Origin of the sequence: Streptomyces sp. SDT5-1, from assembly GCF_052245995.1 — a bacterium.
In the GTDB taxonomy this organism is placed as follows: domain Bacteria; phylum Actinomycetota; class Actinomycetes; order Streptomycetales; family Streptomycetaceae; genus Streptomyces.
Window position 1 is genome coordinate 7,649,603 of the sequence record NZ_CM125963.1, and the last position, 15,784, is coordinate 7,665,386.

General features: G+C 71.9%; 12 protein-coding genes. 4 read left to right on the plus strand and 8 right to left on the minus strand.

The window, feature by feature from the left end; all coding sequences use genetic code 11:
- Nucleotides 1-50 precede the first annotated feature (50 nt).
- Nucleotides 51-2,906: a glycosyl hydrolase gene (locus tag ACTWJ8_RS35205; protein ID WP_356373222.1), complete on the plus strand. Its 2,856-nt coding sequence runs from the start codon at nt 51-53 to the stop codon at nt 2,904-2,906.
- Here ACTWJ8_RS35205 and ACTWJ8_RS35210 read toward each other — a convergent pair.
- The 4 genes from ACTWJ8_RS35210 to ACTWJ8_RS35225 form a co-directional block, all read right to left on the minus strand.
- Nucleotides 2,896-3,375: a DUF1097 domain-containing protein gene (locus ACTWJ8_RS35210; protein WP_356373221.1), complete on the minus strand. Its 480-nt coding sequence runs from the start codon at nt 3,373-3,375 to the stop codon at nt 2,896-2,898. The genes ACTWJ8_RS35205 and ACTWJ8_RS35210 overlap by 11 nt on opposite strands.
- 87 nt (nt 3,376-3,462) lie before the next feature.
- Nucleotides 3,463-4,902: a DUF1116 domain-containing protein gene (locus ACTWJ8_RS35215; RefSeq protein ID WP_443261564.1), complete on the minus strand. Its 1,440-nt coding sequence runs from the start codon at nt 4,900-4,902 to the stop codon at nt 3,463-3,465.
- Complete coding sequence (gene fdrA / locus ACTWJ8_RS35220; protein WP_443261565.1) at nt 4,899-6,443, minus strand: acyl-CoA synthetase FdrA; 1,545 nt, start codon at nt 6,441-6,443, stop codon at nt 4,899-4,901. The genes ACTWJ8_RS35215 and fdrA overlap by 4 nt, the downstream gene beginning before the upstream one ends.
- Nucleotides 6,444-6,464: 21 nt before the next feature.
- Nucleotides 6,465-7,370 carry a DUF2877 domain-containing protein gene (locus tag ACTWJ8_RS35225; RefSeq protein WP_356373218.1) on the minus strand — a complete coding sequence of 302 codons (906 nt, stop codon included), beginning with the start codon at nt 7,368-7,370 and terminating at the stop codon, nt 6,465-6,467.
- Between the two features lie 142 nt (nt 7,371-7,512).
- Between ACTWJ8_RS35225 and arcC the strand changes: the two genes are divergently transcribed.
- On the plus strand, nt 7,513-8,442 hold the full coding sequence (arcC, locus tag ACTWJ8_RS35230) for a carbamate kinase (protein WP_443261566.1): 930 nt from the start codon (nt 7,513-7,515) through the stop codon (nt 8,440-8,442).
- Nucleotides 8,443-8,606: 164 nt separating this feature from the next.
- Here arcC and ACTWJ8_RS35235 read toward each other — a convergent pair whose 3' ends face one another.
- Together ACTWJ8_RS35235 and ACTWJ8_RS35240 are read right to left on the minus strand one after the other, a co-directional pair.
- Nucleotides 8,607-9,254, minus strand: coding sequence for a GntR family transcriptional regulator (locus tag ACTWJ8_RS35235; protein ID WP_356373216.1), 648 nt, complete (start codon nt 9,252-9,254; stop codon nt 8,607-8,609).
- A gap of 111 nt (nt 9,255-9,365) precedes the next feature.
- On the minus strand, nt 9,366-10,538 hold the full coding sequence (locus ACTWJ8_RS35240; RefSeq protein WP_443261567.1) for a cytochrome P450: 1,173 nt from the start codon (nt 10,536-10,538) through the stop codon (nt 9,366-9,368).
- A gap of 367 nt (nt 10,539-10,905) precedes the next feature.
- Here ACTWJ8_RS35240 and ACTWJ8_RS35245 point away from each other — a divergent pair, with 367 nt between their 5' ends.
- Complete coding sequence (locus ACTWJ8_RS35245) at nt 10,906-11,412, plus strand: GNAT family N-acetyltransferase (protein WP_443261568.1); 507 nt, start codon at nt 10,906-10,908, stop codon at nt 11,410-11,412.
- Between the two features lie 109 nt (nt 11,413-11,521).
- Entirely contained in the window at nt 11,522-13,606 is a 2,085-nt protein-coding gene (locus ACTWJ8_RS35250; RefSeq protein ID WP_443261569.1) for a SpoIIE family protein phosphatase, read from the plus strand.
- A gap of 19 nt (nt 13,607-13,625) precedes the next feature.
- Here ACTWJ8_RS35250 and ACTWJ8_RS35255 read toward each other — a convergent pair whose 3' ends face one another.
- A complete protein-coding gene (locus ACTWJ8_RS35255) occupies nt 13,626-15,041 on the minus strand; it encodes a sensor histidine kinase (RefSeq protein WP_443261570.1) in 1,416 nt (471 codons plus the stop codon).
- Nucleotides 15,038-15,745, minus strand: a complete 708-nt coding sequence (locus ACTWJ8_RS35260) for a response regulator transcription factor (protein ID WP_443261571.1) — start codon at nt 15,743-15,745, stop codon at nt 15,038-15,040. Before ACTWJ8_RS35260 ends, ACTWJ8_RS35255 begins: the two co-directional genes overlap by 4 nt.
- Nucleotides 15,746-15,784 lie beyond the last annotated feature (39 nt).

Here is a 15,784-nt window from a genome sequence, read left to right on the forward strand (position 1 = left end):
CGAGGCGCGCGCCCTTTTCCGGACAAACGCGGTCCGTGACCGCGCCTGGCATGTCGCCACACGCCCCGCGGGCGGCGTTCCGTCCGAAGTTCCGTTGGTGGTGGGCGCCACCGTACGAGCCGGAGCAGTTCACCGACGAGGTGAAGGCCATTGAGGAGGCCGGATTCGGGGCGGTCGAGATCGCCTTCAACGCGGAGGGCTGGGCCACGCAGGACCAGCGGGACGTCCTGGCGGCCGTGCTGCGCCAGGCGCGCACCGAAGGCATCGAGGTCGACATGACGATGGGCGCGGCATGGCCCGTGACCACACCCAACACCTCGAAGAACCGCCTGTCTCAACAGGAGTTGAGCTACGGTCGCCTCGACGTCGAGGGCGGCCAACGCGTCCGACGGCAGGTGCCGGGCCCGCTGGACGATCCGGACAACAAGCGCTCGGCACGCCTCATAGCCGTCACCGCCGCACGGGTGCTGACCCCCGGACCCGCCGTCACCGAAGCCGGCACACCCCCTGAGTCCTCCACGGTGCTCGACCCCGACGGCCTCACCGACCTCACCTCGCAGGTGCGCGACGGCGCCATCGACTGGACGGCACCGGCAGGGCCGCACGTCCTGCTCGCCTTCTGGCAGCGCAATTCCTCCCAGGACATCAGCGACGTCCTCAGCGCCGAGACCGTCGCCGCGGTCACCGCATACATCGAGCGCGAACAGATCGGCGGCGAGAACCTGCCCCTGCTCCGAGCCGTCGGCGGCCACATCTTCGAGGACTCCCTGGAGTGCGAGGCGACCCTGTTCTGGACCTGGGGGATGCTCGACGAGTTCCGGACACGCCGAGGCTACGACCTCGTACGCCACCTGCCTCTGATCTTCGTGCAGGGCCGGGACCGTTACTGGGTGCCCGACCCGCTGCCGCGCCCCGACTTCGACCTCCCGGGCGGAGCGGGCGACCGGATCCGCGCCGACTTCCACCACACACTGACCGATCTCTACGTCGAGCGGCACCTGCTGCCCCTCCAGCGCTGGGCGGCCACCCTCGGCATGCGCTTCCGCAGCCAGGTGGCCTTCGGGAACACCTTCGACGCCATCCGCAGTGGCCGCGAACTGGCGCGCGCCGGAGGCGTCGTGGACGACGAGACGCTGAACGCGGGCGACTTCTGGCCACTCGGCGACGACAACCTCGCCTTCACCCTCGACCACTACCGCACCCTCGCAGCCGGCTCCCACCAGGCCGGCCGCAACCAGCTGTCGCTGGAGACCGGCGCGGAAATGCTGCGCGGCAACAAGGAATGGCTGGGCGACTACAAGACCTTCGTCGACAAGGCGTGGGCGTGCGGCATCACCCGCCCGGTCATCCACGGCTACGGACACCAGAGCGCCGATGCGCCGTGGCCCGGCTGGGACCGCTTCGGCGGCCTGACGTCGGAGAGCTGGAACCACCGCACCTTCCCCCAATGGGACATGTGGAAGCCGCTGGCCGACTACTGGGCCTGCGGCGCGGACCTGCTCGAACAGGGGCAGGCCCGCGTGGACGTGGCGGTCTACCGCGACGGTTTCGTCACCACCGCGGCCCGCGCCGACTGGAAACGGTTCGTGCTCGGCGACGCGGCGGAGGAGGACCTCGCCGCCACCGAGCGACCGGCGCCGTTCTTCGATTCCGCCGCATTGGAACGGGCGGGCTACTCGCTGGAGTTCATCGACCCGCGCGGCCTGTCCGACACCGAGGCGGCCGGGGAAGGCGTCCTGCACCCGAAGGGCCCCGGCTACCGGGCGCTGATCGTCGACGAGCGCGCACTGCCTGGCGCGGCGGCCGAAGCCCTCGCACGCCACGTCCACCGGGGACTCGCGGTGGTGTTCCTGGGCGCCCCGCCCGACCGGGGCACCGGAGGCGACCGGCCCACCTCCGAGGACCGCACCGTACGGGATTGCGTCCGGCGGATCCTGCGCTCCGGTCGCGCGCGCAGGGTGGACGCTCCCTCCGACGTGCCCGGTGCACTGCGCTCCCTCGACGTGACTCCGGCAGCCGCCTGGGAACGCCCGGTGCCGGTGTACTCCCAGCGGCGTCGGCTCGACACCATGGACCTGTACTACCTGTGGAACGCGGGGAAGCGCCGCGAGACATTCACCGCGTCCTTCGCCGTGGACCGGGGCGCACCCCGAACGGTCGACCTCTGGACCGGCGAGATGAGCGACTGCGCGCAGTATGTGCCCGCCGGGGGCCGGACCCGGATGACACTGACTCTGGATCCGGGCGAGACACGCATGCTGGTGTTCGAGGGGGCACGGCGGACGCACGCCGTCGGCGGCCCGGCCCGGTTGTTCGTGACGGAGCACGGCCGCATCGAGGCACGCGAGACATCCCCGGGCCCACGACAGGTGCGGCTCAGCGACGGCAGCACCACATCGTTCACCGTGCCCGCACTGCCCGAGCCGCGCAGCCCCGAGTCCTGGCGGCTGCGTGTCGAGGAGGTGTCACCCAAGGGCACGCAGGTCCACGAGGTACGCCTCGACACCCTCATGGACTGGCGGGACATCCCCGGCCTTGCCTCCGTCTCCGGCCGGGGCCGCTACACGGCCGACATACATCTACCGCAGTCGTGGCTTCGGCCCGAACGCGGCGTGCTCCTCGAACTCGGCGTCGCGCACGGCCCGATCCAGGTCCACGTCAACGGTGTGCGAGCGACCTCCGACATCCTGCCCGACACCACGGACGTGACCGCGTTGCTGCGGCCAGGGCGCAACGAGCTGACGGTGGAGCTGACGACGACCCTCAGGAACGCGCTGGTGCGCGCTGCCCGGGACACGGGTGCCGAGAACCTCGCCCTGTACGCGAAGTACCCCAGCACCCAGGCCTACGGGCTCCTCGGCCCCGTGCGTCTGACACCCTACGCACGCGTGCCCGTCACGGCGTAGCTTCCGGCTCGGGCCGCCACCGTGCGAACAGCTTGCTGCCGCCCCCGTCGCAGAGCAGGCCCAGGAGGATGCCCGCGGCCAGGGAGGTGAGGAGCAGGGTGGTGGCGTTGTGCTCGATGGCGAAGAGGGAGTAGCAGCCGACGAACGTGCCGGGGACGAAGGACGTCCAGCGGAAGCGGCCCAGGAGGACGATGCAGGTGACGAGGGCGCCGACCGTCAGGGCGTACGAGGAGTCGGTGCTGCCCAGGGTCTCGGCGCCGCGGATCATCAGCCAGGCGCAGAGCACGCCCGCGTAGCTGCTCGTGAGGGTCAGGGCCGCGCCGGGGAGGAGCCGTTCGTCGCAGGCGAAGTAGGCGGTGCAGCCGGCGAATCCGGCCCAGGCGGACAGCCCGAGCGTTCCGGCGAAGCCTCCCCAGAGGCCGCACAGCAGTCCGGTGAACAAGGCGGTGCAAAGGACGTAGCGGTTCACGATGCGTGCTCCTTGCGTGCTCCTTGGTGGCCTGCGGGTCCGGTGCGTCCGGTGCGCCCGCGCGTCGACGCGCGGGCGCACCGCGGGTCAGGAGAACGTCGCGGCGAGGGCAACGACCGCCTTCTCGAACACCTCGGCGGGCGGGTGGGTGATGCCCGCGCCGATCATGCCGATGCCCGGTTCCTTGTGGGCGATGGCCGTGTTGATGACCGGCAGGATGCCCGTGTCCAGGACCTTGCGGACGTCGATGCCGGTCGGCAGGCCCTGGAAGCCGAGCGACGGGATCGTGATGTTCGGGTTCCGCGCGGTGGTGATCTCGCCCATCTCGCGCGTGTACTGGACGGCCTCCTCCACGGTGCCGCCGACGAGCGCCACGATGGCGGGGGCCGCGGCCATGGCGAAGCCACCGAAGCCGTACGTCTCGCTGATCGCGCTGTCACCGATGTCGAGGCCCGAGTCCTCGGGGCGGTACCCCGCGAACATCGGCCCGACCACCTTCTGGGCGGGCCCGGTCAGCCACTGGTTGCCCGGCAGGCCGCTGACGCGCAGGCCGAACTCGACGCCGTTGCGGGCCATCGTGGTCACCACGGTCGAGCCCTCGATGCCGTGCGCGGCGTCCAGCGCCGCCTTCGCCATCGCCAGCCACGTCGGGCCGGAGAAGTAGTCCGAGCTCGCGATGAAGTCGAAGACCTCCTTCTGCCGCTCGGCGCTGAAGCTCGTCTGCACGATCCGGGGCGCGAGCTCCTGCATGAGCAGCAGGCTGCCCGCGATGTTGCGGTTGTGCGCCTCGTCGCCCATGTGCAGCGCCTGGGAGAGCAGCAGCCGCAGGTCGATGGGGCCGCCGAGCTCCATGGCCTCCTTGAGCATGGGGCCGAGGACGTCCCGCATCCAGATCAGGCGCTCGACGACGGACTCGTCGTTGGCGCCCATCCGCAGGATCTTCGACATCTGCTCGGAGAGGTTGGTGTACGCGCGGTTGCCGTGCGTCTCGTTGTGCAGCACGTGCATGTACATCGACGCCGAGGTGACACCCGCCATCGAGCCCACGCAGTCGTGCTCGTGGCAGGGGGAGAAGGTGATGTCACCGGAGGCGGCGACCCGCTCGGCCTCCGCGAGGTCGGTGGCGAGGCCCTCGAAGACGAGGGCGCCGAGCACCGCGCCCTTCATCGGGCCCGACATCCGCTCCCAGGTGATCGGCGGCCCCGCGTGGATGATGGTGGTCGATGTCATGCCGGGCACGACGTCGATGGCCCGGCCGAAGCCCACCAGCATCGGTTTGGCGCTGGTGATCCGCTCCACGGCCTCGGCGTTCGCGGCCTCGACGCGGGCGGCGATGTCGGGGCGGGCGAGGAGGTCGAGCGCGGCGACGACCTCGGGTTTGCCGTTGCCGGGCGGCACCCAGTCGAGGGTGGCGACCTTGGCGTTCTGGGCGGCGATGTCCTCCTCGAACATGGCGAGGCCGACGTTGACGACGTTCAGCTCGCCGCCGAACAGCCGGCCGACGGGGGTGGTGGGTGTGCTGCTCATGCGTGGGCTCCCTCGCTGATGACGGCGCGGGCGTACTGCCCGGTCTCGGTGCTGCTGCGGGTGACGGTGACCCCGGCGGCCTCCAACGCGGCCACCTGGGCGGAGAGTCGGGGGTCGTCCTCGTCGGTGCCGAGGACGTAGCCGACGATCTCGAGGTGGCGCCCGTCCGCGGCCGCGGCGTCGCGTGCCTCGGCGATGGCGGGCAGCGACACACCGACGGGGTCCTCGTGCGCCCCGTACCCGAGGACGAAGTCCAGGACGACGACGGCCACGTCGGGGTCGCGGGCCTCCCGCCGCAGCCGCTCCAGGCGCGGGAACGGGTCGATCATCGGGTGCGGGCGGCCGTTGGTGAACTCGTCGTCGCCGAAGTCGAGGAAGGTGTGCCCGCGGCTCGCGTCCGCCGCGCCGACGCGGCGGTCCGGGTTCTTCTGGATGTTGCTCCACACCTCCTCGCCGGCGTCGAGGAGCGCGTACATCGACTCGTCGCACAGGGTTCCGCCGCAGAACAGGCCCCGTACGTACCGCTGTTGGGGGCCGAGCTTCGCGCGTACCGCCGCGACGCGGCCCGCGTCAAGGTCGGGCACGTCCGCCTTCGGGTCACTGGTCAGGCGCACCGCCTGGAGCGCGGCGTCCTGGCTGCTCCCGGCGAAGTGCCCGCCGGCCTCGACGACCGCCTGCCGCGAGCCACCGACGAAGTAGACGACGACCGGCTTGCCCACGACCGCGATCTCGGCGAGCACCTTGCGCTCGACCTCAGGGGCCGGCGGCTTGGAGACGAGGACGATGACCTCCGTGCCCGGGTCGGCGGCGAGCGCGCGGATGGCGTCCATCATCATGACGCCGCCCACCTCGGCGCTCAGATCGCGCCCGCCGGTGCCGATGAGCTGCGAGATCCCGCCGCCGAGCGCGTGCACACGCACGCTGACCTCCTGCGACCCGGTGCCGGACGCGGCGACGACGCCGACCGTGCCGGGGCGCACCGCGTTGGCGAAGCAGAGACCGACGTTGTTGATGATGGCGGTGCCGCAGTCGGGGCCCATCATCAGCAGGCCCTTGTCGTGCGCCAGGGCCTTGAGGGCGATCTCGTCGTCGAGCGGCACGTTGTCGCTGAACATCATCACGTGCAGTCCGCTCTGGAGCGCGGTGCGCGCCTCGCGGGCGGCGTAGGCGCCGTTGACCGCGACGACGGCCAGATTCGCCGTCGGATCGGCCGCGACGGCCGAGGACAGCGTGCGATGGGTGACCTTCAACGCGCCGCCGGCGGGGGCCTTGCGCTCGAGAAGCTCCTCGATACGGGCGAGGACGGTGTCGGTGTCCACGCCGTCCCCGGTCACGGCCACGATCATGAGGTCGCCGTTTCCCGCCGCTTCCAGAACCGGCGTGAGCAGGTCGAGATTGCGCAGCACTTCCTTGTTCTTCTCGGTGGCCATGGCGACGAACGCCTGCTCCACACCGTCGAGTTCGTTCGCCTTCGTCGAGATCGACATCAGCGACACCGAGTCGAAGTACGTGTTCTGTTTGATCACCGCGGTGGCGTTCACATGGAACCTCTCAGTTCTACTTCAGTTCTGCTTCAGCTCTGCTTCCAGGCGGAGTCCGGCGAGCAGGCCGGACAGGAGGTCGGCGCCGGAGGTGTGACCGATGGCGAGCACGCGATCGACCGGAGGGCGCAGCCGGGGCGACAGGTCCGCGGCGGTCACCTCGGCGGGGTCGAGCAGCGGATGCAGCACATCGAGCAGGCTCTGCCGCGCGCGCCCGCGCAGCGCTTCGACGAGGGTGGTCCGGCTCAGCAGTGTCGTACGGTCCGGCAGACGTTCCAGTACGTCGCGTACTGCGGCGAGGTATCCGGGCATCCGGCTGCCGGGCTGGGCGGCGAGGAGCGCGAGCCCGGTGAGGAAGTCGTCGCCGGACGGGGTCAATCCGGGCCCCAGGCCGAGGAGTTGCTCGACGGCGGCGCTCGTCCCCGGTCGGTCATCGGCGCGTACGGCGTGGTGGATCGCGTCCTGCCCGCGACGCAGCGCGGTGGCCATGGCGGCTTCGAAGGCGTTGGCGGAGGGGGTGCGGTCGGCGCGGGTGAGCGCGTCCAGTGCGTCGGCACGTGCGGCCAGCTTGGGACCGGTCAGCCGCAGCGGCACGGATTTGGCATGCCATTCGTGCGGGGCGTCGAGGGTGACGGCGAGCGAGGGGCGGGTGCCGCCGAAGGCGATCCCAGCGGAGTCGAGGGTGACCGGGACGCCGATCCGTATCGCCGCGCGGTTCCACTCCTCGACGTCGACGCGCACACTCCATGGCGCGTCGTCGAGCCGCCGCACGCACAGAGAGACCAGCTGATCGTCACTGGTCAGAAGGTTGATGACACGAGCGAACACGCTCTCCACGCGTGCCGCCACGGGGCCGTGACGCAGCAGCCGCGCCAGTTCGGCGTCGATCGACAGCGCCGCCGGGGACGTCGGTGCGGGCCGGGCCATGTGCGCCACCTCCTCATGCGCGATCGGGCCCTCGCACCCTAGCTCAATTGGTATACCATTTCGAGAGCGCTGCCTTCCTGGAGCGCGGGGCTGCCTCCCGGAAGCACGAACGCCTCCAGGGAGCACGGAGAGGGGAGTCACCATGCGCGTGGTGGTAGCACTGGGCGGAAACGCCCTGGCTCGTCGCGGCGAACCGATGACGGCCGACCGGCTGCGGACCAACGTGAGATCGTCCTGCCGGGCCCTGGCGGGACTCGCCCGCGAGCACGAGGTCGTCATCACGCACGGCAACGGCCCGCAGGTCGGCCTGCTCGCCCTCCAGAACCTGGCCTACCAGGACGTCGCCGCCTCCCCGCTGGACATCCTGGGCGCCGAGACACAGGGCATGATCGGCTACGTCATCCAGCAGGAGCTCTCCAACGCCCTCGCGGGCGAGCGCGAGGTCACGGCCGTACTGACCACGACTCTCGTCGACGAGAACGACCCGGCCTTCGAACGGCCCACGAAGCTCATCGGCCCGACCTACTCGGCGCAGGACGCGGCCGAGGCGGCGGCCGAGTACCACTGGACGATCGCCCGCGACGGGGACACCTTCCGCCGCGTCGTGCCGTCCCCCGACCCGGTCCGCATCCTCCAGGCCCCGGACATCCGGCTCCTGTTGGAGAACCGGCGGCTCGTCGTCTGCGTCGGCGGCGGTGGCGTACCGGTCAAGGCCGACAGCGCGGGCCGGACGAGCGGTGTGCAGGCGGTCGTCGACAAGGACCTCGCGAGCGCGGCGCTCGCGGCGGAGCTGAAGGCCGACACGCTCGTGATGCTGACGGACGCCGAGTACGTCAGCGAGAACTGGGGCACGCCCGAACAGCGGGACATCAGGACGGCGTCCGCCGAAGCCATCGGTGAACTCGCCTTCGCCGCGGGCTCGATGGGCCCGAAGATCGACGCGGCCGTGCGCGTCGCCCGGGCCGGCGGCCGGGCGCTCATCGGCCCGCTCGACCGCCTCGACGACCTCCTCGACCGCAAGGTGGGCACGGAGATCCGCGCGGAGGTCCCGGAGGGCATCGTCTACGCCTGACGCGCGCGGCCGTCACCGGTGAAGGCCGGCGGAGAACTCCCGTCTCCGGGCGAAGGCCCGTGCAAGGCTCCCGTCTCCGGGCGAAGGCCTGTGCAAGGCTCCCGGCTCCGGTGGCAGGCGCCACGCCCCACCGGAGCCGGGTCGGGTCCCCGTTGGCCCGGGGGTCAGTCCACCTTGTGGGCGCGCGCCTCCTGCTGCGCGCGGCCCGTCTCCAGGTGACGCAGTACCAGTGCCTCGACCTCGGCGACGTCGCGCTGCTCGATGGCCTCGTAGAGCAGCCGGTGCTCCTCGGCGACCTTCGCCAGGTCGTCGTGCTGACCGAGGAGCCAGCGCATCCGGCTGCGCAGGGTCAGCTCCAGCTCGTCGAAGACGTGGTTGCCCGCGAGTTCCGTGGCGCACTCGTGGAACTGGGCGGCGATCCGCCGCGCGGTCGCCGCGTCACCCGCCTCCGCGGCCGCCAGCTCGGCGTCGAGCACGGCCTTCAGGCGCTCGAGGCCCTCCCGGGTGCGGCGCTGCGCCGCCAGCTTGAACGTGACGGTCTCCAGCGCGAACCGCACCTCCTGCAGGTCCGCGATGTCGCTCTTCGTGAACTCGCGGACGACGGCCCAGGTGCGGGGTCGCGGCGTGACGAGCCCCTCGGCGACGAGCGCCTTCAACGCGTCGCGCACCGGTACCCGGCTGACACCGAGCTCGTTCGCCAGGTCCCGCTCGACGAGCTTGCTGCCCTGCGGGCGGGCGCCGCTGATGATGTCGTCACGGATCAGCCGCGCGATCCGCACCGACTCGGCCTCCCTGCCCTCTGCGCCTGCCATCCGACCCCGACTCCTCGCGCGTTCCCTCGATGTGCCGATCGGGCACCTGGTATACCATTCTAGGTCCCATGCGGCGGCCTTGCCCGGCTGGGACCGGCGCGGGCGCGCCGGTCAGGTGCGCACCTTCACCTCCAGCCGCTCCAACCCCCGCAACCCATTGTTGACCAGCGGCTTCGACGTCATCGTCTCGAAGCGGGTCACCCGGTCCGCCAGGTGTTCCAGGAGTGCGCCCATCTCCAGGCGGGCCAGGTGCATGCCGACGCAGACGTGTTCGCCGCGGCCGAAGGCGAGGCGGTCGGAGGGGCGGCGGGTGATGTCGAAGCGTTCGGGGTCGGGGTAGTGGCGGTCGTCGCGGTTGGCGGAGCCGTAGAGGAGGGCCACCCGCGCGCCGGCGGGCAGCGGGACGCCGTCGATGACGTGGTCCTCGGTCAGGACCCGGCTGAACTGGGGGACCGGCGTCTCCAGGCGCAGCGACTCGTTGATGGCGTGCGGGATCAGGGAGCGGTCGGCGCGCAGCAGGTCCCACTGGTCCGGGTGCCGGGCGAACAGGGCGATCGTGTTGGCGATGGCGAGGATGGTGGTGTCGAGGCTCGGCGTGACGTAGTCGAGCATCAGCGCCGGGCACTTCTCGCGCGGCAACTCACCACGGTCCGCCGCCTGGTGGAGGTGCGCCGCCCAGCCGTCGGGGCGGACGCGGCCGGGGACCGCCTCCTCGGCGACGTACTCCATGAACTCGGCGACCACCGGCGCCGCCGCCGCGAAACGGTCGTCGGCCGGGCCCTGCATGTCCCACATCGCGGCGGCCCACTCCAACATCTTGGCGCGGCCCCGGTCCGGCAGCCCGACGAGGTCGGAGACGACGGCCATCGGCAGCTGCTCGGCCAGCTCCGTCGCCGCGTCGAACCGGCCCCGCTCGACCAGCTCCGTGACGATCCGCTCGGCCTCCGCCTCGATCACCGGAGTGACCTCACGCATCCGGTCCTGGCGCAGCGGCCGTCCCAGTACGGCGCGCATCGCGGTGTGCTCGGGCGGGTCGCTGCACAGCGTGATGCCTTCGAGCTGCGCGTTCATGCCCGGATCGACGAACACCCCGGGCGCGGAGGAGAACGTCCGCCAGTCCGTCAGCGCGGCCCGCACCTCCTGGTAGCGGGGCAGCGCGTACAGGTCGTGACGGGTCAGGTGCACGACCGGGCCGAGTGACCGCAACTCGGCGTAGACGGCGTACGGGTCGGCTCGGGCCGCGGGTGTGTAGAGATCGACGTCGCTGGCCGGTGTCGCGGACATGCGCGCTCCTTGGGACGCGGGCCGAACTCCGTTGAAGACCGGCCCGGTTCGTCGTCGGGTACGTCGGGTCCTGGCGATCGTGGCACGCGGTCCGGGGCGGGCGGCGACATGTCATGAAGGCGGGACGGGGTCGTGACACGGCTGAGGATGTGACTCTTCGTGCCCGTGCCGGCTGTCACGCCTCCCGGGTGGTCCCCGGCTCGACGATCGGGACCGCCCCACCCCTGCGTACCGTGCCCTGCACGGATGAAGTCGGGTCCGAATCGGAGCCGTGGGCGTCGGCCCCTACGAGGCCAACTGGGTGTGAGGGCACTGTGGTTGAGGAGGAATCCGGCTTGCGGTGGCCCCCGCCCCCGGGAATGCTGGCTTGCCGGAGGTGGTACTCGTGATCGAGGTGGCGTTGACGCTGACCGTGCGTGATCTCACGCAGGCCGACCTCGCCGCGTGCGGCTGGGCCGGTTCCGATCTTCATCTCGCCAATGTGGAGCGGCAGTTGAAGCGCGCCGCCGACGGTGACGTCGACTATCTCGCCGTCTGCACGCCCGCGGGCCTTCCCGTCGCCAAGGGTGGCATCGACTACCGGGTGACGGAGGGCGCCGGCACGCTCTGGCAGCTGGCCGTCCACCCCGCGCTGCAGTCGTGCGGCATCGGTACCGCCCTCGTCCGGGCCTCCGAGCAGCGGATCAGGGACAGAGGCCTGCGCTGGGCCGAGCTGGGCGTGGAGGAGGAGAATCCGCGTGCCCGCGCGCTCTACGAGCGGCTCGGCTACGTCGCGTACGACCGCAGGCCGGACGCATGGGACGAGCAGGGCCCCGATGGCACAGTGCGCCGCCATGACACCGTGTGCACGATGATGCGTAAAAACCTGTCGTAGGGGAACGGCGGACGAGGATGTGCGCGGCCGCCGCGTCCGCAGCATGCTGGTGGGTGTGCAGGCGGGGCCGGTGCGCCGGTCGCCTGGGTGAGAGAAGGTGGTGGTCGGCGTGAATCGGTACGGTTTCACGGTCGGGCCCACCGACATACGGGAGAGCGACGTGTTCTCGGCTCCCGGGGGCCTGCTCGACCTGCTGGGCGTGGCAGCGGTGGTGCTGGACGTCGAGGGTCGGATCACGCTGTGGAGCCCCGACGCCGAGCGCCTGTTCGGCTACAGCGCCGAGGAGGCGCTGGGGCGGAGCGCGGAGGACCTCCTGGTCGCGCCGGAGCACGCGCCGCAGGTCAGGGAGTGGTTCCGGCGGGTCCTGGAGGGTGAACCGTGGGCCGGCGGCTTTCCCATCCGGTGCAAGAACGGCACGGTGTGCCAGGCGGAGTTCCGCAACGTACCCCTGAAGGACATCGAAGGCCGCGTCTACGCGCTGGGGATCGCCACCGAGCAGACCCAGCTGCGCGAGGTCGAGACCGGCCTCGCGCTGACCGCGCCGCTCTTCTACCACTCGCCCATCGGCCTCGCCGTCTTCGACACCGACCTGCGCTACCTGCTGATGAACCCGGCGCTGGAGAAGTTCCACGGCAAGCCGGCCTCGGAGTGTGTCGGACTGCGCCCCGCCGACGTGCTGACCTTCATGGACACCGCCCCGATAGAGGCGCGGCTGCGCCGGGTGCTCGAGACCGGACGGCCCATGCTCGACCAGTTCACGTCGAGCATCACCCCCGACGACCCCGACCCGGAGCACGAGTACGCCTGGTCGACCTCGTACTACCAGTTGCAGGACACCCGCGGCCGTGTCATCGGCGTCGCGGCCGCCGTCATCGACGACACCGACCGGCACCGGGCCGCCGTCGAGGCAGACCGGGCCCGCAGGCGCCTGGCCACCCTGGCGGACGCTGGCGTGCGCATCGGCTCCACGCTCGACATGGAGCGCACCGCACGCGACCTCGCCGACATCGCGGTGACGGACCTGGCCGACGTGGCCGCCGTGGACGTACTCGACGTGATCTTCACCGGGGTCGATCCGGCCGTGCCGGACACCGGGAAGGGCGCCGCCTTCCGGCCCCTCGCGGTCGCGGCCAAGCCACCCAGCGACGCCGTGCACGCCGCCGACCCGGTCGGCGAGGCGGTCGTCTACGCGACCGACCGGCTGGTGACCGAGTGCGTGACCACGGGGCGCCCGGTGATGGTGCCCGAGCTGACGGCCGACACCTTCCGGCGGCTCGGCAGCGCACCGCACTCGTCGACCCTCGCGCGCGCCGGAGCCCACTCGTACCTGGCCGTGCCGCTGACCGCGCACGGGTGCGTCCTCGGTGCCCTGTCCCTGCTGCGTGCCAGCAACCCGCGTCCGTTCGACGAGGAGGACTGCGCGTTCGCCACCGAACTCGCCGATCGCGCCGCGATCTCCATCGACAACGGGCGCTGGTACCGCCACGAACGCGACACCGCCCTCGCCCTGCAGCGCAGCCTGCTGCCCCAACGCGCCGCAGAGCGCCCCGGCTTGGAGATCGCCACCCGCTACCGTCCGGCCGACGACGCCTCCGGGATCGGCGGCGACTGGTACGACGTCCTCGCGCTCCCCGACGGCAGGACCGCCCTGGTCATCGGCGACGTCATGGGCAGCGGCATCAACGCCGCCGCCACCATGGGCCAGCTCCGCACCGCCACCCGCACCCTGGCCCAACTCGACCTCACCCCCTGCCAGGTGCTGCACCACCTCGACCGGCTCAGCGCGGAACTCGACGGCTCCTCGTTCATCACGTGCAGCTACGTCATCTGCCAGCCGGCCACCGGGGAGTGCCGGATCGCCACCGCGGGCCACATGCCACCCGTCCTCGCGCACCCGGAAGGACCGGCAGAGACCCTCGACATGGACCCCGGCGCCCCGCTCGGCCTCGGCGACTCCGTCTACACGGCCCGCGACTTCACGCTGGCACCGCGCAGCCGCCTCGTCCTCTACACCGACGGCCTCGTGGAGACGCGCAGCGACGCCATCGACACCCGCATCCAGGTGCTCCTCGAACTCCTCGCGGGCGAGCGCCCGTTGGAGGAGACCTGCGACCACCTCCTGGAACACCTCCGGCACCCCGGAGCGCCCGACGACATCGCGTTGCTGGTGGCACGGCGCCGGGGCTGGAACTGAGGCGCCGCGGCGGCGAAGCTCACGAAGCCCGCGGAATCGTCAGGCGGAACTGGGCGCCGCCGCCCTCGGCCGACTCGGCGACGAGCTCGGCCCGGTGTGCGCGGGCGATCTGGCGGGCCATGGCGAGACCGAGTCCCGAACCCGGCAGGGCGCGGGCGCTGCGGGCCCGGTAGAAGCGGTCGAAGACGTAGGGCAGGTCCTGCTCGGCGATGCCGGGGCCGTGGTCGCGGACGGTCAGCTCCAGGTCGGCGGGGCCCGCGGTGAGGGTGACCTCGACGGGGCGCCCCGGCGGGCCGAACTTGGCCGCGTTGTCCAGCAGGCTCGACATCAGGCGCGCGAGCCGGGCCGGGACACCGGGGACCGTGGCGGTGCGGGCCTCGGGATCGACCGACAAAGTGAGCGGGGTGTCCGGCCAGTGGCCGCGCGCGGCCTCGACGGTGTGCTCCGCGATGTCCGCGAGGCGCACGTCCTCGATCAGCGGGTCGGGTTCCTCGTTGCGGGCCAGCTCGACCAGGTCGTTGACCAGATGGGTGACCTCGCGCAACTGCCGTCCGAGCGCGCCCGCCGCACGCTCGCGCTGCGCGTCGGTGAGGCGTGAACTCCGCGTGAGGAGTTCGGCGTTGGTACGGAGAGCGGTCAGCGGCGTGCGCAACTCGTGCGAGGCGTCGGCGACCAGGCGGCGCTGCGCGCCGACGGACTTCTCCAGCTCGTCGAGCATGGTGTTGAAGGAGGCCGCGAGCCGGGTGATCTCGTCGTCCTGGCCGGTGCGCTCCGGCGGCAGCTCGATCCGGTGCCGGGCGTCGCGGGTCGAGGCGATGCGCTCGGCGGTCGCGGTCAGCCGGCCGACGGGAGCGAGACCCGTACGGGACACCCACGCGCCCAGCGCGCCCGCGAGGAGCACACCGACCGCCCCCATCCCGGCGAGCAGCACCGCCGCCTGCCGCACACCCCGGTCCACGGTGTCGGCCCGCACCGCGACCTGCAGCGCACGCCCGTCGTCCAGCGGCGCCGTGAGCATCCTGGCCCGGTGCCCCGACAGCCTCAGGTCGCTGTAGTACGGGCCGTGGTCCCCGGCGGCGACCTCCCGCGTGGTGGCGGTGACCGGCAACAGATACGGCTTCGAGGGGTCGGCGGCGGCCCGCGCCGGAACGAGCTGGGCGCAGGCCGGGGCGGCGAGGTAGCGGCACTGGTCCTGCACCACCCCGGACGGCTCGTGCCCGAACTGCTGGGTGGCGAGGCGCGCCGACTGCGTGAGGTGCAGGTCGAGTTGGTGCAGCAGCTGGTGGCGGATCACCACGAAGCTTCCCGCGCACAGGCCCACCGCCACCGCCGCCACGGCCGCCGCCGCGGCGAGGGTGAGGCGGGTGCGCAGCGGGCGGCGGCGCATCCAGCGGGCGTGCCTGCGCGCCCCCTTCGGGTGTCGGGAGCCGGTCATGACACGTCGAGGCGGTAGCCGACGCCGTGCGCCGTGTGGACGAGCCGCGGCTCGCCGTCGGCCTCCAACTTGCGGCGCAGATACCCGACGTAGACGGCCAGGGAGTTGGAGTCGGGGCCGAAGTCGCGGCCCCAGACACGTTCCATGATGGTCTCGCGGGGCAGCACCTGGCCCGGATGGCGCAGCAGGAGTTCCAGGAGCGCGAACTCGGTGCGGCTGAACTCGATGAACCGCGAGCCGCGCCGCCCGCTGCGGGTGGCCGGGTCGACGACGAGGTCGGCGAAACCCAGGGCCGCCGCCTGCTCCTCGGGCTCGGCCGTGCGGCGCAGCAGCGCGCGGATCCGTGCCACCAGCTCGTCCAGGGCGAACGGTTTGACGAGGTAGTCGTCGGCGCCCGCCTCCAGGCCGTCCACCCGCTCGCTCACCGAACCGAGCGCCGTGAGGACGAGGACGGGTGTGCGGTCGCCGAGTGCCCGCAGGCGCCGGCACACCGCGAGGCCGTCGAGTCCGGGCATCATCACGTCGAGCACCATGGCGTCGGGCCCCCATGCCGCGAGGGCCGACAGCGCCGCGAGGCCGTCCTCCGCCCCGCGCACCTCGTAGCCCTCCACGGTGAGACCGTCCTCGACGGCGTACCGCACCTCCGGCTCGTCGTCGACCACCAGAACCTTCGGTGCGCTCGGGCACCCGTCAGCCGCGCTCATGGTCACAGCCTGCCAAAACCGGGTCTTAGAAAGTTCTTA